General features: G+C 35.6%; 18 protein-coding genes. 15 read left to right on the plus strand and 3 right to left on the minus strand.

Annotated features, from left to right (window positions below):
• The first annotated feature begins 21 nt into the window (after nucleotides 1–21).
• Entirely contained in the window at nucleotides 22–615 is a 594-nt protein-coding gene (locus COB47_RS01330; protein WP_013289629.1) for a TatD family nuclease-associated radical SAM protein, read from the plus strand.
• A gap of 445 nt (nucleotides 616–1,060) precedes the next feature.
• Complete coding sequence (locus COB47_RS01335; RefSeq protein WP_013289630.1) at nucleotides 1,061–2,524, plus strand: PIG-L deacetylase family protein; 1,464 nt, start codon at nucleotides 1,061–1,063, stop codon at nucleotides 2,522–2,524.
• Between the two features lie 5 nt (nucleotides 2,525–2,529).
• On the opposite strand, the gene COB47_RS01340 is transcribed toward COB47_RS01335, so the two are convergent.
• The 3 genes from COB47_RS01340 to COB47_RS01350 all read right to left on the minus strand — a co-directional run bounded on the left by COB47_RS01340 (nucleotide 2,530) and on the right by COB47_RS01350 (nucleotide 5,504).
• Entirely contained in the window at nucleotides 2,530–2,946 is a 417-nt protein-coding gene (locus COB47_RS01340) for a bifunctional nuclease family protein (RefSeq protein ID WP_013289631.1), read from the minus strand.
• A gap of 73 nt (nucleotides 2,947–3,019) precedes the next feature.
• Nucleotides 3,020–5,107 carry a heavy metal translocating P-type ATPase gene (locus COB47_RS01345; protein ID WP_041742336.1) on the minus strand — a complete coding sequence of 696 codons (2,088 nt, stop codon included), beginning with the start codon at nucleotides 5,105–5,107 and terminating at the stop codon, nucleotides 3,020–3,022.
• Between the two features lie 19 nt (nucleotides 5,108–5,126).
• A complete protein-coding gene (locus COB47_RS01350; protein WP_013289633.1) occupies nucleotides 5,127–5,504 on the minus strand; it encodes an ArsR/SmtB family transcription factor in 378 nt (125 codons plus the stop codon).
• A gap of 193 nt (nucleotides 5,505–5,697) precedes the next feature.
• Here COB47_RS01350 and COB47_RS01355 point away from each other — a divergent pair, with 193 nt between their 5' ends.
• The 13 genes from COB47_RS01355 (at nucleotide 5,698) to COB47_RS01415 (ending at nucleotide 22,623) form a co-directional block, all read left to right on the plus strand.
• Nucleotides 5,698–6,951 (plus strand): glycosyltransferase, encoded by a 1,254-nt coding sequence (locus COB47_RS01355; RefSeq protein WP_013289634.1) that lies wholly within the window; start codon nucleotides 5,698–5,700, stop codon nucleotides 6,949–6,951.
• An 18-nt stretch (nucleotides 6,952–6,969) separates the two neighbouring features.
• Nucleotides 6,970–7,797, plus strand: coding sequence for an HAD-IIA family hydrolase (locus COB47_RS01360; protein WP_013289635.1), 828 nt, complete (start codon nucleotides 6,970–6,972; stop codon nucleotides 7,795–7,797).
• Between the two features lie 5 nt (nucleotides 7,798–7,802).
• Entirely contained in the window at nucleotides 7,803–8,435 is a 633-nt protein-coding gene (locus COB47_RS01365) for an SOS response-associated peptidase (protein ID WP_013289636.1), read from the plus strand.
• Between the two features lie 60 nt (nucleotides 8,436–8,495).
• Nucleotides 8,496–9,431: a UDP-N-acetylmuramate dehydrogenase gene (murB, locus tag COB47_RS01370; RefSeq protein ID WP_013289637.1), complete on the plus strand. Its 936-nt coding sequence runs from the start codon at nucleotides 8,496–8,498 to the stop codon at nucleotides 9,429–9,431.
• A 35-nt stretch (nucleotides 9,432–9,466) separates the two neighbouring features.
• Nucleotides 9,467–10,339, plus strand: coding sequence for an RNase adapter RapZ (gene rapZ, locus COB47_RS01375; RefSeq protein ID WP_013289638.1), 873 nt, complete (start codon nucleotides 9,467–9,469; stop codon nucleotides 10,337–10,339).
• Between the two features lies 1 nt (nucleotide 10,340).
• Nucleotides 10,341–11,663, plus strand: coding sequence for a gluconeogenesis factor YvcK family protein (locus tag COB47_RS01380; RefSeq protein WP_013289639.1), 1,323 nt, complete (start codon nucleotides 10,341–10,343; stop codon nucleotides 11,661–11,663).
• 40 nt (nucleotides 11,664–11,703) lie between these two features.
• On the plus strand, nucleotides 11,704–12,681 hold the full coding sequence (gene whiA, locus COB47_RS01385) for a DNA-binding protein WhiA (protein WP_013289640.1): 978 nt from the start codon (nucleotides 11,704–11,706) through the stop codon (nucleotides 12,679–12,681).
• Nucleotides 12,656–12,994 carry an HPr family phosphocarrier protein gene (locus COB47_RS01390; RefSeq protein ID WP_013289641.1) on the plus strand — a complete coding sequence of 113 codons (339 nt, stop codon included), beginning with the start codon at nucleotides 12,656–12,658 and terminating at the stop codon, nucleotides 12,992–12,994. The genes whiA and COB47_RS01390 overlap by 26 nt, the downstream gene beginning before the upstream one ends.
• Nucleotides 12,995–13,061: 67 nt before the next feature.
• Entirely contained in the window at nucleotides 13,062–14,303 is a 1,242-nt protein-coding gene (locus COB47_RS01395) for a homocysteine S-methyltransferase family protein (RefSeq protein ID WP_013289642.1), read from the plus strand.
• Between the two features lie 23 nt (nucleotides 14,304–14,326).
• Nucleotides 14,327–16,144 (plus strand): bifunctional homocysteine S-methyltransferase/methylenetetrahydrofolate reductase, encoded by a 1,818-nt coding sequence (locus COB47_RS01400; protein WP_013289643.1) that lies wholly within the window; start codon nucleotides 14,327–14,329, stop codon nucleotides 16,142–16,144.
• A 138-nt stretch (nucleotides 16,145–16,282) separates the two neighbouring features.
• Nucleotides 16,283–18,910, plus strand: a complete 2,628-nt coding sequence (locus COB47_RS01405; protein ID WP_013289644.1) for a 3'-5' exonuclease — start codon at nucleotides 16,283–16,285, stop codon at nucleotides 18,908–18,910.
• A 30-nt stretch (nucleotides 18,911–18,940) separates the two neighbouring features.
• Nucleotides 18,941–21,796 (plus strand): UvrD-helicase domain-containing protein, encoded by a 2,856-nt coding sequence (locus tag COB47_RS01410; RefSeq protein WP_193343284.1) that lies wholly within the window; start codon nucleotides 18,941–18,943, stop codon nucleotides 21,794–21,796.
• Nucleotides 21,797–21,927: 131 nt separating this feature from the next.
• Nucleotides 21,928–22,623: an anaerobic ribonucleoside-triphosphate reductase activating protein gene (locus COB47_RS01415; RefSeq protein ID WP_013289646.1), complete on the plus strand. Its 696-nt coding sequence runs from the start codon at nucleotides 21,928–21,930 to the stop codon at nucleotides 22,621–22,623.
• Nucleotides 22,624–22,657 lie beyond the last annotated feature (34 nt).

Here is a 22,657-nt window from a genome sequence, read left to right on the forward strand (position 1 = left end):
TGGAGATGAAACAAAGATAAAATGGGAATGATAACATATACAATTGACAACAGGTTATATATAAATGTCACCAATAAATGTACAAACTCATGCATATTCTGTATAAGAAACTCTGAGAAAGGACTTGGCGAAGGATATGACCTCTGGCTTGAAAAGGATCCAACAGCAGAGGAGATTTTGAATGAGATAAAAGACCCTCAAAAATATGATGAGATAGTATTTTGTGGCTATGGTGAGCCTTTAATAAAACTTGATGTTGTCATTGAAGTTGCAAAAAGGTTAAAAGAGAGAACTTCAGTGCCGCTAAGGGTCAATACAAACGGTCATGCATCTTATATTCATAAAAAAAACGTACCACAGCTTTTATCAGGGCTTATTGACAGGATATCAATAAGTCTAAATGCTCCAAATAAAGAGAGGTACAATGAAATCTGCAGACCTTTTGATAAAGACATATATGACCATGTAATTGAGTTTATAAAGGAAAGTAGAAAGTATATAAAAGAGGTTTGGGTTTCGTGTGTTGATATAATTTCAAAAGAGGAGGTAGAAGAGTGCAAAAAAATTGCACAGGAGCTGGGAGTTAATTTTAAGCTGAGAGCTTATGAGCAATAAACCAGAAAAAATAGAGAAGTTCTTAAAAGGCATAAAAAGGGCATTTTTGCGTATAGTTAAAGTATACAAAATAAACACTGATTTTTATCAAAATCGGTCAAGTATTCACATAGCCACATAGCTAAAAAAGCTGAAAGAAATTTGAAAAAGTTTATTTATTTTTGGTATTGATTGGTGTATACAAAAAACATATAATTATAACTGTAAACAGCAGGTGGCAAGAAAAATGCGGACAACCCCCTTGTAACTCTTATTTTTGAAAGCTTACATAAGTTCAAAATCCCCCCGTTCATTTCCTCCTTTTATATAGAAAGCGGGCAGAAGCTCATAAAATGGAAGAGCTTCTGCCCGCTTGCGATTTTAGAAGAATTTTTAATAGAAAATGGGCAGAGGATAGTGTAAAATAAAAAAAGCATATTTGGTTACAGAGGAGAAGGCAAGGTATATGCCACGGTTTAAAGTTAAAAGTGCTGAAGGTTATGTATACAAAAAACCTCAGAGGGAAAGAAGAATAAGGTTTAAGCGCAAATATATTTTATATACGTTTATTATCTGGATTGTTGCAAATGTTTTTTTATTTTTAGCAAGAGAATATATTTCAAACTACTTTTTTTCAGCTCAGCTTCCACTGCTTCGGGTTGAAAATTACAAAAAGATACTTATCTTTGCACCACACTGTGACGATGAAACTTTGTCTTCTGCAGGAGTAATACAAAAAGCACTTTTGTATGGTAGAAAAGTTAAAGTTGTTGTTATGACAAACGGTGATGGGTTTACCCGCGCCGCTGGTCAGAACTTCGGGAAGATCAGGTTAAAGCCTGATGATTACATAAGATTTGGTTATCTTCGACAAAATGAAACAGTTCATGCGCTTGAGGACTTGGGGGTAAAAAGAGAGGATATAATATTCTTAGGATATCCGGATAGGGGTTTGAGGTTTTTATGGGAAAAATATTTTGATTCAAAGGTGAGCTATTTTAATCCCTTAACACGCACATTCAAAAGTCCATATTCAAACTCCTATCAGAGAGGAGTAGAATACAAAGGAATAAACGTTGTAAAGAATATTCAGAGCATAATAAAATCATTTGAGCCTGATTTAATCATATATCCATACTCGCACGACCAACATCCTGACCACTGGGCAACATCAGCGTTTGTAAAGTTTTCAATTCTGACATTAAATTACAGCTGTGAAGAATGGCAGTATCTTGTACACAGAGGAGACTGGCCAACTCCTTTTGGTAAGCACCCTCAGATGTATCTTGTTCCTCCGTTCAAGCTTGCGTTTACAAATACAGAATGGTATCAGGTACCACTTGAGGAGAATATGATAGAAAAAAAATTAAATTCAATCTCAGATTACCATTCTCAGATGAAGGTTATGAGAGGATTTTTGGAGGCGTTTGTTCGTCAAAATGAATTATTTGCAAAATTGAATAATGAATATGCAAAAAAATATGAGGGGGACAACCTGTTTTCAGACAAATATTTAATTAGCAAGGAACCGACACACGACATATGGTCGCTCATTTTTGAAAAAGGCGCTGATATTGAAGCGATATTTGCAGCACACGACAGCAAGAACATCTACATAGGTATCGAAATGGTCGGTTCTGCTAAAAAACTTATTTCGTACTATCTTCACATAAGAGCATTTGAAAATTACAAGTATCTTGGCAGGATGTATGTTCTGATTTCTGGCAGCAAAATGAATGTAATAAAGACCATGACAAGCCCTGCTTTTTCAGCTCAAAATGCCAAAATGCGCAGGAAAAAGAATCAGATTGAGATAGTATTTCCCAAAAAAGATTTACAAAATCCGAACATGCTTTATTTGAGCGTGCGTACAGAATTTCTTGGTCGTCAACTTGACAGAAGCGCATGGAAAGTAATAGAACTGAAATAAGTCTTTTATTGAGGAATCAGCTCTTCGTATTTATAGGTAAACTCTATAAGCTTTGGAGCCATATAAATTGGACAGTTTACTCTCAGAGCAAGCGCAATAGCATCGCTTGGTCTTGAATCTATGACAGAAATCACATTATTATAGTCTCTTAAATGAAGCTGGGCAAAGTACGTACCATCTTTGATGTCAGTAATAACAGCTTTTTGGATTGAGATTGAAAACTTTTGCATAATCTCAACCATCAGGTCGTGTGTCAAAGGGCGTGGAAACTTTTGTTTTTCAAGTGCAAGGGCAATTGACTGAGCCTCAAGCGGTCCTATGAATATGGGGAGAACCATTTTGTTGTTCTTGTCGCACAGCAGAACCGCAAATCCTCCCCCCTCTTCAAAAAATGCAACGTTTTTAACATACATTTCTATCATTTCAAAACACCTCTTTTTTGGCAAACTGAAATAGGAAGCGAAAAACCCCCTCTTAAATATTATACCTCTTTTTTTATTTTTTGAGCACTCTCAAAGAATTTAAAACTGCTAAAAGCATTGCACCAGTGTCTGCCACAACTGCTTCCCACAGATTTGCAACTCCAAAGACTCCCAGGAGCATCACAGCAAATTTTATCCCGAGAGAAAGAACGATATTTTGAATGACAATCCTTCTTGTGAACCTTGAATCTTTTATTAGCTCTACAATCTTTGATAACTTTCCATCAAGAAGAACAATATCTGCTGCAACTGTTGCAAGATAACTTGCACTGCCTGCAAATGAAATTCCAACATCACACACAGAGAGGGCTGGCGAATCATTTGTCCCGTCTCCCACAAACACAACATATCCTAGACCTTTATTTTCAAGTTTTATTTTTTCAGCCACTTTTACCTTTTCTTCTGGAAGAAGCTCTGAGAAAATACCATCTATCGGAAGGTCTTTTGCAATTTTTTCAGCCACTTCTTTTTTGTCGCCTGTCAAGAGATATATCTTTGCGCCAAAGCTTTTGAGGGCATTTAAAACCTTTTTTACATCATCTTTTAAAGAATCTTTCAAGGCAACATACCCGCAAAATTTCATATCACATGACACAAAGATGTACGAAAGTTCAGATGATACTTCAGAGCTGTGGTTTATTTCAACTCCACTTTCCTGCAAAAACTCTTTTGTTCCTATCAAAACCTTTTTGCCATCAACAATCCCTTCTATTCCCCTGCCGGGATGTTCTTTGAGATCTTGTACTGAAGAAAAAGAAATACTATTTTCTCCAATCCCTTTTAATATAGACTTTGCTACTGGATGGTTTGAAAGGCTTTCAATGCTTATGAGAATTTTCAAAAACTCTTGCTCAGAAATCTGTACAGGTACAATCTTTTCAACAGAAAGAACCCCATTTGTGATTGTTCCTGTTTTATCAAAAAGAAAACTTCCTATTTTTGATGCTAGAATATCTATAAATTGAGAACCTTTTACCAGTATTCCCTTCGAAGAAAGCTTTGAAATTGAAGCAAAATACGAAAGTGGCACAGATATAACAAGGCTGCAAGGACATGAGATAATTAAAAAAATAGCTGCCCTGTAAATCCACAGTTTAAAAGGCTGGTCAAATAGCAGTGGTGGCAAAATGGCAAATATTACTGCCAGGGCAACTACCGCCGGAGTGTATACCTTTGCAAACCTTGTTATAAACCTTTCCATTTTGGATTTGTTGGCAGAAGCATTTTCAACAATCTCTATTATTCTGTGCAAAGAAGAATCCTTGTAGAAGCTTTGAGCCTTGACTTCCAGAAACCCGTCAACTACTGCACTGCCAGCAAAAACCTTATCGTTTGGCTGGGCAACAAAAAGCTTTGACTCACCTGTGATAGCAGATGTATCCAAAAACGATTTTCCAGATACTACAGTTCCATCAACTGGCACTCTTTCACCCGGTTTTACCACCACTATATCACCAGGCACAATATCTTTTGGATTTACTTTCCTGATGATATTGCCAATTTTCAAGTTTGCATAGTCTATTTCGAGGTGTTTTAAAGCTTGTATGGTTTTTCTTGATTTGTTTACAGCAACATCTTCAAGTATTTGTCCAATTTTGTAAAGGAGCATAACAGACGCTGCTTCAGGGTATTCTTTTAAGAAAATAGCTGATAATGTTGCCACTGTCATTAAAAAATTTTCATCAAATAATTGAAGTTTTCTGATGTTTTTGAAAAAGCTTAAGATAACATTTTTTCCAGAAAGCAAATAAGAAACAAGAAAAAAGATTAGAGCAAAGCCTTCTTTTCTTGTAAAGAGTCCTACTACAAAAAACATAGCAGAGATTAATACAAGTAAGATTTCACCAATGCTAATCATTGGTTTTTCTTTTGGTGCCTCTAATACACTTACCTCAGGTTCAATTTCGTTTACAATCTTCTTTACTGCTTCAACAAATGCACTGTAGGACTTTTGGTCAACCTTTGCTGAGAGTTTCTTTGTTACAAAATTCAAAGAGACACTTTCTGCAAAAGGCAGCTTTGCCACCTTTTCTTCAATTTTTTGAGCACAATTGGCACATGAAAGATTTTCTAAGATTAATTCTACATTCATCTTTGCCAAGTTTACCTCATCCTCTCATCTACTGGTTTTCGCTAAGATGCGCAAGACCAAGCTCAATTATACTTTTTACATGATCATCCAAAAGAGAATAATACACAACTTTACCAGCTTTTCTACTCTTTACTAACCTGAAGACTTTTAGTAGCCTTAGCTGGTGAGATATTGCCGACTGAGATGTGCCCAACACTGCTGCTAAGTCACATACACACATCTCAGAAACCAAGAGACTGCTTAAGATTTTTATGCGCGTTGAGTCTGAAAAAACCTTAAAAAATTCGGCAAGGTCAAATATTGTCTCTTCGGCAGGAAGGCTTTCTTTAACCTTCTTAACAATGTCATTGTGAATTACATTACAGCTACACAAATCGATTTTTTCAAAACCATCCTGTTTTTCCAAATTAACTCACCTCAATTTCAAGATTGAACATTTGAATAATTGTTCATATGAACATTATAAAATAAGATTTTCAACAGGTCAAGAGAATCTTTTTATTTTATGCTTTTGAAATGTTGTGTTGACGCTGTGGACTTTTGAGTGATAAACTCAAAAAAGAATAAAAAACAATTTTTATAAAGGGGGAAAGCTTAATTTGAACTTAATTCTTCTCACGATAGGTTATCCACATCCTAAAAGAGATGTATTTGTAGGAAATGAGATAGATATTCTCTCCCAGTTTTTTAATAAAATCTACATTGTACCTATTTGGCCGGGAAAGGTGCTACCTAAAAAGCTAAAGAACCTGAAACAGTATATTCAAAATCCAAAGGTTGAGGTGGCTGATATAAGTTTTGGCTTAATAGATATTTTACTTTTAAATCCCAAACTTATTGGACTTATGATAAAAGAAGCAATCAAGGCAGTGTTTTCTCCAAAACCTTTTTCATACAGGCTATTGAATCTGTGGATGGTTTTTAGATGGACTTTTCTTACAAACATCACATTAAGGAATATTAAAAAGCTTATAAAGAAATACAATATACCTGCTGAGGATACAATACTTTACTCATATTGGTTTCATTTTTTGGCACTATCAGTTTCACTTTACAACCAGCCTTTTGCGCTGAAGGTTTCAAGAGCGCACAGGGGCGATTTGTATGAAGAAAGCTATCCTCAGCCGTGCAAAAAGTTTATCATTAAAAACATAGATAAGATTTTTGCCTGTTCAAAAATGGGTGCTGAGTATATAAACAATAGTTATCAAACAAACAAAGCAGAAGTGTCGTACCTCGGGACTTTTAATAAACACAATGTGAACATTGATAAGAAAAAAGATGAGATTTTTAAAATTGTCAGCTGTGCAAGAGTTGTACCTGTTAAGAGGATTGACAGGATTGTTGACAGCCTTGAGAAAATTGACAGTGTTAAAATTTCATGGACTCACATTGGAGATGGGGAACTTTTGGAAAAAATAAAATTGTATGCTCAAGAAAAACTGGGCAGAAAAAGCAATATTGAATTTAAATTTTTAGGTTTTATGAAGAATGAAGACATTTTAAATCTGTATGCTACAGAAAACTTCAATCTGTTTGTAAATGTCAGCCAGTCAGAAGGGCTTCCAGTATCCATTATGGAGGCAATGTCATATGCAATACCTGTTGTAGCAACAGATGTTGGTGGAACCAAAGAGATCGTGAAAAATGGAATAAATGGATTTTTGCTTGATAAAAATTTTTCGGACAATGACCTTGCAAACCTTATAGAAAAATTTGCTACCATGAGCCAAGAGGAATATAAAAAGTTTTGTCTTGCTGCAAGAAGGATATGGGAAGAGAATTTCAATGCTCAAAAATGCTATGAAGATTTTGCAAAAAGGCTTTTAGCTTTGTCAGCATCGAAAAAATGAAAAAGGGGAAGTTGACAAATGAAACATAGCAGTATTCTAAAGAACATAGACCTTTTCCTTCTTGACTTGGACGGCACAGTGTATCTTGGTGAAAGGGTATTTGAAGGTGCAAGAGAGTTTATAAAGCTATTAAAGGAAAACCAAAAAGATTTTCTTTTTTTGACAAATAATTCGTCAAAAAGTTCAGAAGACTACTATTCAAAGCTTTTGAACATGGGCTTTGAGATTACAAAAGAAAACGTATTTACTTCAGGTCAGGCAATGGGAATTTATATCAAAACAATTCACAAAGAAAAAAGATCACCAAAAGTGTATGTTGTTGGGACATCATCTTTAAAAAGAGAGCTAAAGTCGATGGGCATCTTTGTTGTTGACAGTCCAAATTACAACATAGACTATCTTGTTGTGGGGTTTGACACTCAGCTTACCTATAAAAAACTTTTAGATGCATGTGAGCTTATAAGAAGAGGGGTTCCTTTTCTGGCAACAAACCCGGACCTTGTTTGTCCTTTAGATGGTGGAAGATATATTCCAGATTGTGGTTCAATCTGCATCATGCTTGAGAATGCAACAAAGAAAAAACCTGTATTTGTTGGAAAACCTTCTTCCATAATGGTTGATATAATCTCAAATTTTAAGAAGGTTGAAAAAAACAAGATTGCGATGATAGGGGATAGGCTTTATACAGACATAAAAATGGCAAAGGATAGCGGTATGGTTGCTGTTCTGGTGCTGTCTGGTGAGACAAGGATGGAAGATGTTGAGGCTTCATCTTTGAAGCCAGATTTGATATATGGTTCAATAAAGGATATATATGAAGAGCTAAAGCTGGTCTTTGGAGGCTGATTTTTGTGTGCGGTAGATACTTTTTGAATCTTGATGAGAATATTGAAGAGATTAAAAAAATCTTAGATGAGATTTATCAAAAATATGAAAAAAGCCCTATTTTGCAGAAAGTAAAGTCTGGTGAGATATTTCCTACAGAGTTTGTTCCGTCGATTGTGTCAAAGGACTTTCAAAGAGAAGCTGAGATTTTAAGATGGGGATTGCCTCTTCAAAACAAAAAAGAAGTTATAATAAATGCAAGGGCTGAGACCATCCTGGAGAAGCCTTTGTTTTCTAGCATAATTTCAAACAGGTGTCTGATTCCTGCTCAAGGTTTTTTTGAGTGGAAGAAAGATGGCAGCAAAAAACAAAAGTTTTTTATAAAACCAAAAGATTGCAATGTCTTTTACATGGCAGGGCTTTACAAAAGGGTGGAGCTTGAAGGTGGGATACTTGTAGATAGTTTTGTCATCCTTACAACAGAACCAGCTGAAGAAATAAAGCATATTCACAACCGCATGCCTGTGATACTGAAAAAGGAGTATGAAGACTTGTGGCTTTTTGAAAAAGGGAGCACCAAAGCGCTAAAAAGCTTGTTTTCTGTGTTACTTAAGCCATGGGAAGGTGAAATTGAGGCAGTCGAGGTAAAAAATAATTAAATTTTTTGTTTAAATGTAATATAATAAATTTGAAACAGAAGCTTTTAAGGTGATAGAAAAATGGAATTTGAAATGTATTTAAAAAATTTAGGTATTGAATTTCTAAAAGATCATCCATTAAAAGAGTTTACAACATTCAAGATAGGCGGAAAAGCAAGATATATAGTATTTCCCCAAAATACCGAACAGTTTATAGGAATACTAACTTTAATAAAAGAGAAAAAAATAAATTACATTGTTGTTGGGAACTGCTCAAATGTTCTTGTTTCTGACAAAGGCTTTAATGGAGCGGTAATTACGACAGTTAAGATAGATTCTTTTAAAATAGATGGGAATTTAATTGAAGCAGATTGCGGAGCAATGCTGTCTGTGATTGCCAAAAAAGCATGCGAAAAAGGTCTCAAAGGTTTAGAGTTTGCAGTAGGAATTCCTGGCACTGTTGGCGGAGCTGTATATATGAACGCGGGTGCATACGATAGCGAGATAAAAGACGTTTTTGAGTGGGCAGAGGTTTTGGATAAAAACTTAAATATTTTGAAACTTTCTAAGTCAGAAATGAAATTTTCTTACAGACACAGCAGATTAAAAGAAGAAAAAATGGTGCTTCTGAGGGCAGCATTTTCCCTTGAATTTGCTGCCAAAGAAGATATTCTTCCATTGCAAAAAGCAAGTGAGTTTTCCAAAAGACGCAGGGAAAAACAGCCTCTTTCTTATCCAAGTGCAGGTTCTGTGTTTAAAAGACCTCCAAACAACTTTGCAGGAAAACTCATTGAAGATGCGGGCTTGAAAGGGTATAGAATGGGCGGTGCGTGTATATCTGAAAAACATGCAGGGTTTATCGTAAATGTAGAAGATGCTAAAGCTGAAGATGTAAGAAAACTCATTTATCTTGCTCAAAAGACTGTATACGAAAAGTTTGGAATCTTGCTTGAACCTGAGATTCAGTTCATAGGCGATTTTGAAACACCGCTTTTTGCGCCAGAATACCCAAAATAAATACCCAAAATAAAAGATAAAAAAGGGTGATTTTGTTGGAGATAGTAATAATAACTGGCATGTCTGGTGCTGGTAAGAGCTTAGCAATAAGGGCGTTTGAAGACATGGGATTTTTTTGTATAGACAACCTACCACCGCAGTTTTTACCCAAGATTGCTGAGCTTGCAAGTGCAACAAAAGAGAAGATTTCGAGGATTGCTGCGGTTGTAGACATTCGTGGCGGTGAACTTTTTGATGACTTCAAAGATGTTCTACAGGAGCTAAAAAAAGATGACCGCAACTTTAAACTCCTCTTTTTAGATGCACATGATGAGGTTCTTATAAAACGGTACAAAGAGACAAGGCGAAAACATCCTCTCAGTTTTGAAGGTGACGGCAGCATTTTAGAAGCCATTCAAAAGGAAAGAGAAAAGCTTGAGGATATAAAAAGGTATGCTGACTTTGTGATTGATACATCCACGCTTTTGCCACGTGATTTAAAAGAAAAACTCTTTGAGATTTTTGTTCAGCAAAAGTCAAAAGAGGCAATGCTAATCACTATTATGTCATTTGGATTTAAATACGGGCTTCCGCTTGATGCTGACCTTGTTTTTGACGTCAGATTCATCCCTAACCCGTTTTATGTGGATACTCTCAAGTACAAAACAGGTAAGGAACCTGAAGTTAAAGAATATGTTTTAAAATGGGACGTCACAAAAAAATTCTTGCAAAAACTTTTTGACCTGATTTTATTTTTAATACCAAACTATGCAGAAGAAGGAAAAGGGCAGCTTGTGATTGCGATTGGCTGTACCGGTGGTAAGCACCGATCTGTCACAGTGGCTGAAGAGCTTTTCAAGGCTGTTGAAAACCAGGGATATAAAGTTTCAATATTTCATAGAGATATAGAGAAAGATAAAAAAGGGTGACATGCCAATGATATTTGATTTTTTAAAACCAGGTATTTATATAAAAAGATGGATTGTTTTAATGTTATTCAGTATTATTTTGATCTCAGCTTCGTTAACAAAAAGCATTGATATTTTTAATGTTTCAGTGGAACTTCGCACCTCTTTGCGCATAGGATTATTTGCTTTAGGAATTGGAGTTTTTTTGATTTCGCTGATGGGTTTAATAAAGGGTTTTATAAGGCTTTTGAACAAGAGTCTGCCATACAGAATAAGCCAGAAGACCATATTTGATGCTATATATTCAAAAGGGTTTTTGGAAAAAGGACCAAGGGTTGTTGCAATCGGTGGCGGCACTGGACTTTCTACAATGCTCAGGGGTATAAAGAATCTCACAGCAAACATCACAGCAGTTGTAACTGTTGCAGACGATGGAGGTGGGTCTGGAAAGCTCAGAGAAGACCTTGGCATGCTTCCACCGGGTGATATCAGAAACTGCATACTGGCCTTAGCAAATACAGAAGAGATTATGCAAAAGCTTTTGAGTTACAGGTTCAAGGAAGGAAGTCTTAAAGGTCAGAGTTTTGGTAACCTGTTCTTGGCTGCAATGACAGGAATCGCAGGGAGCTTTGAAAAGGCTGTAAAACTCATGAGCGAGGTTTTAGCAGTTCGAGGAAAAGTTCTGCCTGTGACTCTTGACAATATTAATCTTTGTGCTGAGCTTGAAGACGGCAGGGTAGTTGTTGGTGAATCAAAAATTCCTGAAGAGGTAAAAAATTCTAAGACCCCAATAAAAAGAGTTTTTATAACTCCTTCTGATGCAAAACCATATGCTGAGGTTTTGGATGAGATTGAAAAGGCGGACGTGATAATAATTGGACCGGGAAGCCTTTATACAAGCATAATGCCAAATCTTGTGTTCAAGGAGGTTGTTGAGAGTATAAAGAAAAGCAGAGCAAAGAAAATTTACATTGCAAACATCATGACGCAGCCTGGTGAGACAGACGGCTATCAACTGTATGACCATATTGAGGCAATAGAGAGACATTGCGGCGGAAGGATTTTTGACATTGTTATTGTGAACAACCAGCCAATTCCTCCAGAAGTGCTGGAGAGATACAGGGAAGATGGTGCACAGCCTGTCTGGAGTGACAAGAAAACAGTTGAGAAGGGATATACAGTGGTAGAAGAAGGACTTTTGAACATTTCTAACGGGCTTATTCGTCACAATTCAGCAAAGCTTGCAAGGGTTGTGAGTAACATCATCTATGGCAAGGATGTGATCCATGAATACAGGTTAGGGTATCTGAGATTGAAAAATTTTGGTAAGCCCTTTAAGAGCTGAAACACAGCAAAGGAAGCTTTCTTTTTGGGGGTAAACAAAAATGTCTTTTTCATCGACTGCAAAATCAGAAGTGAGCAGAAAGCTTTCTCAAAATTCCTGTTGTGTAAAAGCTGCGGTTGCAGCGTTTTTGAAGTTTGCAGGAAGCATATATGAGCTTGATGGGACGTTTTCATTTAAAACTTCATTTGAAAATGCTCAGACTGCAAGGTCTTTTTTCCTTCTCATGAAAAACGGGTTTTCAAAACACTGTGAGGTAAGTATCAAGAAAAATAGTAAGCTGCAGAAAAACTATGTATATACTATCTTTTTACCTCCAAGCAGCGACAACATAGGCGTTTTGAAAGACCTTCATTTTGTTAGAAAAGGTGCAAAAGAGTATCATCTCAGTTTTTCGTTAAAAGAGGAGCTTGTGAAGAAAAAATGTTGCAGAAAGGCTTTTTTGCAGGCAACATTTTTGTCATGCGGTTCTATTACAAACCCTGAGAAGATGTATCATTTGGAGTTTGATGTGAAGACAAAGGATGATGCGGAGTTTTTGCAGAAGGTTTTAAAGAGTTTTGAGTTTGAGGCAAAAATTGTTGAAAGAAAGTCTCATTATGTAGTATACTTAAAAGAAGGTGAACAGATAGTAGATTTTTTAAACATCATTGGAGCGCATTCTTCACTTTTAGAGCTTGAAAATATTCGCATAGTGAAAGAACTCAGAAACAATGTCAACCGCCTTGTCAACTGTGAAACAGCTAACTTAGAGAAGACTATAAATGCCTCTATGAGGCATATTGAAAATATTGAGTTTATCGAAAGAACAATTGGCATTGACAGCCTTCCACAGAATCTGCAAGAGATAGCACGCCTTAGAATAAAATACAAGGATGCCTCTTTGAAAGAACTTGGAAGTATGCTCAAAAATCCTCTTGGCAAATCTGGTGTCAATCATAGGCTGAGGAAAATAGATAAAATTGCCGAGGAACTTAGAAAAGGAGGAATAGTATATGCAAAGCCTTCACATGAAGATTGAAAATTCTCAGGGGATCTCTTCACGTGCTGCAGCCCTGCTTGTTCAGGTTGCAAGTAAGTTCAAGTCCCTCATTTTAATAGAAAAAGATGAGAAAAGAGCCAACGCAAAGAGTATAATGGGTTTGATGTCGCTTATGGTTGACTGTGGCGATGAAGTGACAATTATTACAGATGGTGAGGATGAGAAAGAAGCACTGGAGGCTGTTTTGAAACTTATTCAGTCAGATTTCAGCGAGCAGGTTGCTGATGAAATTACCCAGCAAGAAACAAAAAAGGAAAATAATAAAGAAAATAGCGAGAATGACAATGAATAAGTATTTTAGAAGAGCTGCTTAATTTTTTTTAAGCAGCTTTTTTTAAAATTTAGAAGAGAGGATGGTAATGGCATTGCTAAAAGATGAGCTTTACAGAAGAGTTTTGATTTTTGATGGGGCAATGGGTACTCAGCTTATTCAAAATGGTCTTAAAGAAGATGAATGTCCTGATTTATGGTCGGTTACACGACAGGATGTAGTTTCGTCTATTCACAGGCAGTACTTTGAAGCCGGGTCTGACTGTGTTGAGACAAATACCTTTGGTGCAAACAGAGAAAAGCTCAAAAAATATGGACTTGAAAATGAAGTTGAGAATATAAACAAATGGGCGGTTTGCCTTGCAAAAGAGGTTGCAAAAGAGTATGGAGGGTATGTTGGACTTTCTGTTGGACCAACAGGTAGACTTTTTGTTCCCTCAGGTGATCTGAGTTTTGATGAGGCAGAAAGAATATTTTACGAACAGATTCTAAGTGGAATTCAGGCAGGAGCGGATTTTGTTTCGATTGAAACTATGTCTGACATTAAAGAAGCAAAGGCTGCATTTTTTGCATACAAAAAGGTCAAAGAAGTGCTGAAAAAAGATATACCATGTTTGGTGTCTTTTACGTTTGAACAAAACAAAAGGCTTTTGATGGGAACTCCTCCAGAGGTTGCAGCATACTATTTCAGTTTAATTGGCTGTGACATTGTTGGTGCTAACTGCTCTGGAGGGGCAATACAGCTTTTAGAGGTTATTAAGCAGATGCAAGGTTTTTCGTCTGTTCCGCTTTCAGTAAAGCCAAACGCAGGACTGCCAAAAGTGGTTGATGGCAAGACTGTGTATGAAAGCTGCATTCCTGAGTTTGTGAATTTGGCAGATGAGTTTATTGAAAATGGAGTCAGGCTCTATGGTGGGTGCTGTGGCACAAACCCTGAGTATATAAGTGCAATATCGAAAGTTTTAAAAGGGAAAGAGGTTTCATTTGAAAGTGGTATACAGAAGAAGTTTATAACATCAATTTATTCCTTGCTTGATATTTCTCAAAAGTTTAGTTTTTATGAATTCAAGCTAACAAATGATTTCTCAAGCGAAGCTGTCTTCGAACTTGCAGGGCTTGAAGAGGATGCAATATTTGTTGATATTGATGAGAATGTAGAGCCTGAGGTTTTAAAAGAATTTTTAATAGAATCTCAGGATTTTTCAAAAAAACCTTATGTTTTTGATATAAAAACAAAATCTCATGCAGATGTTATTGAAAGGTATTACTTTGGCGTGTATGGAACAGTATCAAGCATACACGGCAAAAGCGCAGTCAAAGTGCAGATTTAAGAATAAGATGAGGAGGTTTTCAGTTGAAGAAGAGCTTTAGAGAGTTTTTGAAAGAACAGTCGACCGTAATTTTTGACGGTGCAATGGGCACAGAGCTTTTGAACAGAGGATTTTCGCTGGACTTTCCACTTGAGTGGGCAAATATAGCCAATCCTGAGCTTGTAAAGGAAATTCACACAGACTATATTTTGGCAGGCGCACAGTGCATAGAGACAAACACGTTTGGTGCAAATGAGTGCAAACTCAAAATTTTTGGGTTTGAAAACGAGGTTGAGAGGATAAACAGAAGTGCTGTTAAAATTGCAAAAGAGGTTGCAGACGATAAAGTTTTTGTCATAGGCAGTGTTGGACCGCTTGGGAAACCAGTTGGCAGTGGTTTTGAGATAGATACTAGACGAGCAAGAGAGGTGTACAAAAGACAGCTTTATTTTCTTTTAGATGAAGGGGTTGACGCTATAATCTTTGAGACAGCTGCATCAACACATGAGGTTCAAATCGCAATTGAAGCTTTGAAGGAGCTAAATGATAAAATTCCATATATAATTCAGTTTTCTTTTACCAAAGAGCTGAGCACAATATACGGGGAAGATATTTACATGGTTACAGAATTTTTAAAAGTAACAGATGCAGATGTTGTAGGACTTAACTGTGGGAATGGTCCACAAAAGACCTTAGAGGCTTTAAAGGTATTCTCACAGCATTTGAAAGGTCCATTTTCTGTCCAGCCAAATGCAGGGTATCCCCAGCTTGTGCAGGGAAGGCTTATTTATTCAACATCAGCTAAGTATTTTGCATCATTTGTTCCTGAATATATAAAGCTTGGTGCAAAAGTTGTTGGTGGGTGCTGCGGAACAACTCCTGAGCATATAAAAGCTATAAAGGAAAAAGTAAAAGAGTTTTTACCTAGCATAGAAGTTGAAGTGGTTGAGAGAAAAGAGGAACAAAAAACAGTTTTAAAAGACACTCCATCTGAGCTTTCTCAAAAGCTTGGCAAGAAATTTATCTTTACAGTTGAGATAAGTCCACCTAAGGGAATTGAACTTGAAAAGACAAAAGAGGGTGTGAAGCTTTTAAAAGATGCTGGAGCAGACACAGTAAACATTGCAGACTCTCCAATGGCGAGGGTCAGAATCTCTCCAATTGCTCTTGCTCATATACTCAAAGAAGAGCTGGGTATGGAGTCAATACTGCACTTTACATGCAGGGATAGGAACCTTATCTCTCTTCAGTCAGAGCTTCTGGGTGCAGCAGCGCTTGGGGTTAAAAATGTGTTGGCGCTTACAGGCGACCCACCATCAATTGGCGATCATCCACAGGCAAAACCAGTGTTTGATGTTAACTCTGAAGGTCTTGTTTTGATTTTAAGTAGGCTAAACAGTGGTACAGATTACATGGGCAATCCAATTGGAAAAGCAACAAATTTTACAATAGGCGTTGCGCTAAATCTCAATGCGGATGACTTGGAAAAAGAGATAGAAAAGCTCAAACACAAAATTGAAAATGGGGCGCACTTTATCGAAACACAGCCAATTTATAAACCTGAGACGCTAGAAAGGTTTTTAGAAAAGGTTAATTTTTCACTACCACCAATCTTGGGTGGAATTTTGCCGCTAAGGTCTTCACGCCATGCTGAGTTTTTACACAATGAAGTACCAGGAATCACAATACCCGACAAAATCCGAGAAAGAATGCGTTCTTCTAAAGAGCCTGCAAAAGAGGGAGTAGAGATTGCCTGTGAGATAGTTGAAAAAATAAAACATATGGTAAGTGGTATCTACATTATGCCACCCTTCGAAAAATATGAGATGGCTGTCGAGATAATTAAGAATTTTAAACATTAAAATAATTATAAAAAATGCAAAGAGGCTGCGAAAGCAGCCTTTTTATTTTTCTTTGACTTTCAATAGGAAAATATAGTATAATTTTCTCAATATAACATACTATCATTTAATTTTTCCTTGAGAGGAGAAACCTCAAAGATGAAAAAAGCATACCTTTTAAAAAAACTTAATTTAAGCCTTCTTGATGATGCACAACCAAATGAACTCATAATTCTTCCTCGACGCTTTGTTATAAATAAGCTCAAAGAAAGGCTTGTTGAGAAAAACCGAGTTCTTTTTGATACCGATATATTTACATTTGATGATTTAATAACCCCTGCCAAAAATGAGGTGCTAAAGACACGGAAGGTAATCACAAGGGAACAAGAGGTTTTAGTTGTATTTCAACTTCTCAAAAGTATTTTCAAAGGGAAAACAAACTTTGAAAATGTTTTGACATACGAGTTTACAAATCAGGTAATATACCTTTTGAATTTGATGTTTTTAGAATCAAAGGACTATTCTCAGAACAATTTTGAGTCAGCTGAAAATTATGGTTTTTTAATAAAGCTTTTTGAAAAGTACAAGGAATACCTTGACCAAAACAACCTTGTCAACTTTTCATACCTTCAGGATTTGGCAATAAAACTTTTTGAAGAAAACAGACTTGAGTTTAAAGACTACAGTTGCGCAAAGATAGCATTTTTTACAGATTTCAGATGCGACCAAAAGAGAATACTAAAACTTATTGCAGAGGAAATAACTGATATAGAAGTTTTTATGCCATTTTTTGATGATATTGAGATCTGCATAGAAACTGCCAAGTTTTTAGAATCGCTTGGATTTGACATAGTGTTTAGTACAAATAAAGAGTATTCATTGGGTAATTTAGACTCACCCTCTTGTCAGCTTAAAGTTTATTCCTATCCAAACATAATCCTTGAGATAAATTCTCTTGTAAAAGAGATTAAAAAAGACATCTCTGAAAGAAAAGCAGGTTTTGACAGGATAGCAGTTGTTGTGCCAAGTGTGGAAAGGTATAAAGATGCTTTGGTGCAGACATTTTCTGAGGAGATGTTACCTGTAAATCTTAGCTGTCAGAAGAGTCTTATAGAATTTGGATTTATCAGGTTTGTTTTAGAGCTTTTAGAGTTTTTGGGTGGAGAGTTTGATAAAAAGAATTTTGAACGGATAGTATCGCATAAATTTTTGAACACAGAAAAGGCAGACTTTGAGATTTTGTTTTCAAAGATGAAAAATATGAGTATTTTGGAGCTTGAGCAGATAGAATTTGTGCTTGAAGAGTTGGAGTTTTTTGCAAATTTATATGCATTTGATGATGTGATTGAAAACCTTATAAAGGTTCGGCGGGTTTTCAATAGACTAAAGAGAATAAAAAATGAATATGATAAATTGCCAAAGCCATTTGTTAGCTGGCTTGAAAATACTAGAAAAGTTTTTGAGAGATTAGGAATAACAAAACATGCTGAATTTGTAAATGACATTGAATTTATAAAGGCTTTTTATCATTTGAATGAGATATTCAAAAAAGGCCAGGAAGACTTTAAAGAATTTGACTCTGATTTTACTTTTGAAGAGTTTCTGGGTATTTTTAAAACCATTCTTTCTCAGAAGATGGTTGACGTTTCGATTAATATCTTAAGCGGCATTGATGTTCTCAGCATTCAAGATGTTCTGGGCTCTAATTATCAAAAGGTTTATCTGATTGGTCTTTCGGATGATATTTTGCCACGCTCAAATTCTGAAGGATTTTTACGAAACATGAGATTAAAAGAAGAGCTCATGCTCGATGAGATAAAGAATTTTGACTACATATTTCAAAAAGACCTTGTGCACTTTAGAACCGTTTTAAACTCCTATGATGTGTATATGTCATATCCTCGTTACTACCAAACAGAGACAAATAAGAGCCCATTTTTGGAGTTAGAAGGTATTGAAGAAGTACCTGTTTTAAAAAGCTACATACCAAGTGACGATAAGGTGACATACAGGGAATATAAGTTTATAAAGAATGTAAATAAAAAAGATGATGGGAAAACTTACACGTGTGCTGAGGTTCCAGAAATTAACCAGATAAAAGATAGAGAGCTTATTGAGTATCAGAGCTGTCCTTTGAAGTTTGCTTTCAAAAAGTTTGATGTTGACGAGAAAGAAAGAGAAGAAAAACATTTTCTTTCGAACTTGCAGCTTTTGTTTTCATGTATTCAAAAGATACTTTCCTCAAAAGATCCTCAGGAGACACTTGATTTTTTGCTTTCCAATATTCGCTATACGCATAATGAACCGGTTAAAAAACTTGCAGCTTTAGATATTATGCAAATATCTCTTGAAATTGTTGAGAGAATGAATGAATACGGGGTTGAAGAGTTTACTCCTCAAAATATGAAAGACAAGGTATTTGTAGTTAGAAAGATGTTTGAAGGAGTTGAACTTCAACTCTTTCCTAATTTTGTTGTAAAAATTGATGACCAAGAAATATGCGGCTTTGTAAAAGCAAAAATTTCGTCTGAAAAAGAGATTGACAAGATTTGGATTGCTAATTACATCTTTGAGCTGGACAAAGTTGCTGCCATATATCTTTTTGAAAAACCACGATTCGTAATTTATGAAAATACAAATGGTTCTTTGGATAAGTTAACTCAAGAGATCTTAAGTGGGATAAAAGAAGGGATCAATAAACTTGGTGAAATTGAAACTTATAAAAAAGCAAAGTCTGTTAAAAACTGTTTTTCTTGCGAATATAGCCATGTTTGTCTGTTGTTTTAAAAACAAGAACATCAGGGGATGGTTGTGAAAATGAGTGATATAATCATTTATAGTGCTTCTGCCGGGTGTGGAAAAACAGAAAACATAGCAAACTTGTACATAGACTTAATCAGCCAGAAAAAGATTTTACCGACTGAAATTGTCTGCATAACGTACACTGAAAAAGCTGCAAGGGAACTTAAAAATAGAATAATCTCAAAAGCAAAGCAAAGAAGGCTTGATTTGCTCACAATTTCAAAGATTCAAAACTCCCATATTAAGACCATACATTCATTTTGTATGTATCTTTTAAGATTTTACTGGGCATGGGCAAAGGTTGATGCAAACTTTAAAATTGTCCCTGAAATAGACAGACTGATACTTGAACTTATAGACGATTATCTTTCAGTTTTTCCTGCAACTTTGGGGAAGCTGCCGCAGGAGAGGTTTTTCATTGAGGAGTATTTCCACTTTGCTGAAAGCATAGCACAGGAGTATTCCAACTCAGCAAAGTATGTCGGGAAAACTTGTCACCTTGAAAGTGAAACTTTTTACATTTTTGAGCATTTGTCAGACAGGTTAAATGACCAGTTTTTAAAAGAACTCACATACGATTTGGTTTTGCAGAGGACCTTTGAGCTTTTAAGCGTTCCAGAGGTAAATAGAGATGTAAAAAACAGATTTAAATTCTTAATTGTCGATGAATTTCAAGATTCAAACTTTTTGCAAAAATCGATATTTGAAAATATTGCTGAAAACATTTATTATGTGGGAGACAAAAAACAGTCCATTTACCGTTTTCAGGGTGCAGAGCCAGAGGTTTTTGATGAAGCTATGGAAAACTGCAGTCAGGTTTTAGAACTCTGTGAAAACTTTAGAACAAACTCTGAGCTTGGCAAAAAGATAGACAAAATTGCTACAATACTTTTTCCGGACTACAAGCCGCTTTCTTACAAGCATCAAGCTGACGGATTTTTAAAGGTTGTGGAGATTGTAAATAAAGCAAGAGAAGAGATTATTCAAAATGAAGCTATTTATGTTGCAAAAAAGATAAAAGAGATGGTTGAAAGTGGTTTTGAGATAAGTGTGGGTGGCAAGCCAAAAAGAAAGGTAAAATACTCTGACTTTGCAGTGCTGTCGCGAAAAATTCAAAACATTGCTCATATTTACAAAAGGGTGTTTGAGGATTATGATGTTCCACTTGATATTAACTTCAAAAGAGGGCTTTTGGAGCAAAAAGAGATAGTACCGCTTTTAGGCCTTCTTGAGATTTTGCAGTATCCAGACAAAAAATCCGGGTACTTAAGACTTCTTGCAAATGACATATTTAAAGTGGACAAATTCACGCTTCTCTTTTACGAGATGAGCAAAATAGAATGCTATGTTCCAGAAGATGTTTTAAAATTTATTGCAAAACAGCGTGATAACCTGTTTGTCCAAAAGATTTCAGAGATTTTATATGAGTTTGAAGACATGTTCGAATATAGCTACAAGGTCTACAAGTTTTTTGGCAAGGGTGCATACGAAAATGTCAGACTTTTCTATGACTTGGCAGAAGAGAGCAAAAGTTTTTCGATAGAAGAACTTTACAATTTTATAAATTATCAAGGCGAAAGGTTTTCAAGCTTTTCTTCTCTTGATGACAGCGCAGTACTTATCAGCATACATTCAGCAAAAGGACTCAGCTTTCCAATAGTGTTTTTGGTCGGACTTTGCGAGAGCACAGGGTACTTTCCGGGCAGAAGTCCAAAACTGAGAGGCTCTTATGATACAAGCACAAGAGAGTATAGAATTGCTCCTTTTTGGATGGAAAAAGAATACACAAGAATAAAGAATATATCAAAACAGCAGGAAAAAGAAGAGGGAAAAAGGCTTTTTTATGTTGCCATAACAAGACCGATGGCAGGGCTTTTCTTGATAAACTCAAGCTTAAGAGAAGCTATAAAGAAAAGAGGAGGGGTAAAGTCGTTTGGTGAAGAGGTGGGTTTGAATTACATTCTCGCAAAGGCAGAGGAGATTGGAATTGAAAAAGAAGTTGTGGAGATAAAAGACACTGAAGAAGATCTATCTAATGATTTTACTTGTAAACAGAAAAATACAATTGAAAGTACATTACCTCTAATGATTTTACCTGACGAGTTTGAAAATAGGTTTAAGTTTTTGTCACCTTCACACATAATGGATTTTAAAAGATGTCCTGCCATGTTTTCGTTAAAGTATATTATGGGTCTTCCAGTTTTTGATGAACTGAGCTCAAAAGAGGAGATACAACAGAACGCAAAAGTACTTGGTACAACCGTTCACAGAGTTTTAGAGCTCACGAGCTTGAAAGATATTAAGAGTTTGGATACCAACATTGCCTTAGCCGTGCTTGAAAATGACTTTGAAAGTGAAAAGATTGTGAGAGAGCTTATTTTAAACTTTTTTGAAAGTCAGTTTGTAAAGGAAATCAAAGATAAAGTGATAAAAGAGGAAAGCGAAATTAGATTTTATTTCAAACTTGGCAATCAAATGATATATGGGATAATTGACAAGGTGTACCATCTTGAAGATAAGATTTTCCTTGTTGATTTTAAAACGAACCTTCATTTTGATGATACAAAATTCAATATTTACATTCCACAGCTTTTCATTTACACAATGGCAATGAAAGAAAGATTTCCACAGAAAAATATTTTTTCTTCTATCTTTTGGTTAAGAGAAGGTAGAAAGTTTGACTATGAACTAAAAGAAGAGCACCTTGAAGATGTGATGGATGTTATAAGAAGGATAAGAAGTATTAAAAGTAGAAAGGATGTGCTTGCAATAATAGAAGATTGTGTGAAAAAGGATTGTTGTGGCTGTGAATATGAATTTTATTGCAAGGATGAGCAAAATATTAAATTGATAAGGAAAAAGCTTGAATAGATTTTCTTTTTTCCTTGTTTTTAAAAAATTAGAGGTTTGCAAATAGTGATAAAAAGAGGTTAAAATAAAATACGTGGTGGTTTGACAAAAAAGAATATAATCAAGAGATTATTTAAAAGGAGATATAGAATATGCTTGTTGATTTTATGAAAATATCAACTGTTGACTATCCGAAAAAGATTGCAGCTACTTGTTTTTTTGGTGGCTGCAATTTTTCGTGCCCATTTTGCTACAATTCACAGCTTGTAAACTTCAAAGGTGAGTTTATGGATGACAATATCTTTTTTGAGTACTTGGATAAAAGAAAAGGTATAGTTGATGCGGTATGCATAACAGGTGGAGAACCAACTTTGAATGAAGAGTATTTAACTGAGTTTATAAAGAAAATAAAAAATCGTTCATTACTTGTTAAACTTGACACAAATGGTTCAAGACCGGAGGTTTTACAAAGGCTTTTAGATGCTGGTCTTCTTGACTATGTCGCGATGGACGTAAAAGCCCCACTTGAAAAATACCCCCAGATCACAGGCTTTTCTGACGTTGACAAAATCAGAAGGTCAATAGAGATATTAAAAAATTCAAATATCGACTATGAATTCAGAACAACGGTGAACAAACACCTTCATACAGTTGAAGATATATTGAATATTGCAAGACTTCTAAAAGATGCCAAGCTTTATGTCATAAAACCTTATAAATACACACCTGAAGTTTTGAATGAGAAAATAAGTGGCACCGAAGACTTGGAGATAGAATACTTGCAAGAGATTTACAATCGTGCAAAACAGGAAGGTATCGACAATATTAAAATTGGTGGCAAAGTCTAAATTTTTTGCTATTTATAGCGGTTTTACACATACG

Origin of the sequence: Caldicellulosiruptor obsidiansis OB47 (genome assembly GCF_000145215.1) — a bacterium.
Classification (GTDB): Bacteria; Bacillota; Thermoanaerobacteria; order Caldicellulosiruptorales; family Caldicellulosiruptoraceae; genus Caldicellulosiruptor; species Caldicellulosiruptor obsidiansis.

Excerpts from the sequence above, each read along its gene's own strand:
- COB47_RS01330 (WP_013289629.1), top strand. The coding sequence starts at position 22 with ATGGGAATGATAACATATACAATTGACAACAGGTTATATATAAATGTC.
- COB47_RS01335 (WP_013289630.1), top strand. The coding sequence starts at position 1,061 with ATGCCACGGTTTAAAGTTAAAAGTGCTGAAGGTTATGTATACAAAAAA.
- COB47_RS01340 (WP_013289631.1), bottom strand. The coding sequence starts at position 2,946 with ATGATAGAAATGTATGTTAAAAACGTTGCATTTTTTGAAGAGGGGGGA.
- COB47_RS01360 (WP_013289635.1), top strand. The coding sequence starts at position 6,970 with ATGAAACATAGCAGTATTCTAAAGAACATAGACCTTTTCCTTCTTGAC.
- murB (WP_013289637.1), top strand. The coding sequence starts at position 8,496 with ATGGAATTTGAAATGTATTTAAAAAATTTAGGTATTGAATTTCTAAAA.
- COB47_RS01380 (WP_013289639.1), top strand. The coding sequence starts at position 10,341 with ATGCCAATGATATTTGATTTTTTAAAACCAGGTATTTATATAAAAAGA.
- whiA (WP_013289640.1), top strand. The coding sequence starts at position 11,704 with ATGTCTTTTTCATCGACTGCAAAATCAGAAGTGAGCAGAAAGCTTTCT.
- COB47_RS01390 (WP_013289641.1), top strand. The coding sequence starts at position 12,656 with ATGCAAAGCCTTCACATGAAGATTGAAAATTCTCAGGGGATCTCTTCA.
- COB47_RS01395 (WP_013289642.1), top strand. The coding sequence starts at position 13,062 with ATGGCATTGCTAAAAGATGAGCTTTACAGAAGAGTTTTGATTTTTGAT.
- COB47_RS01405 (WP_013289644.1), top strand. The coding sequence starts at position 16,283 with ATGAAAAAAGCATACCTTTTAAAAAAACTTAATTTAAGCCTTCTTGAT.
- COB47_RS01410 (WP_193343284.1), top strand. The coding sequence starts at position 18,941 with ATGAGTGATATAATCATTTATAGTGCTTCTGCCGGGTGTGGAAAAACA.
- COB47_RS01415 (WP_013289646.1), top strand. The coding sequence starts at position 21,928 with ATGCTTGTTGATTTTATGAAAATATCAACTGTTGACTATCCGAAAAAG.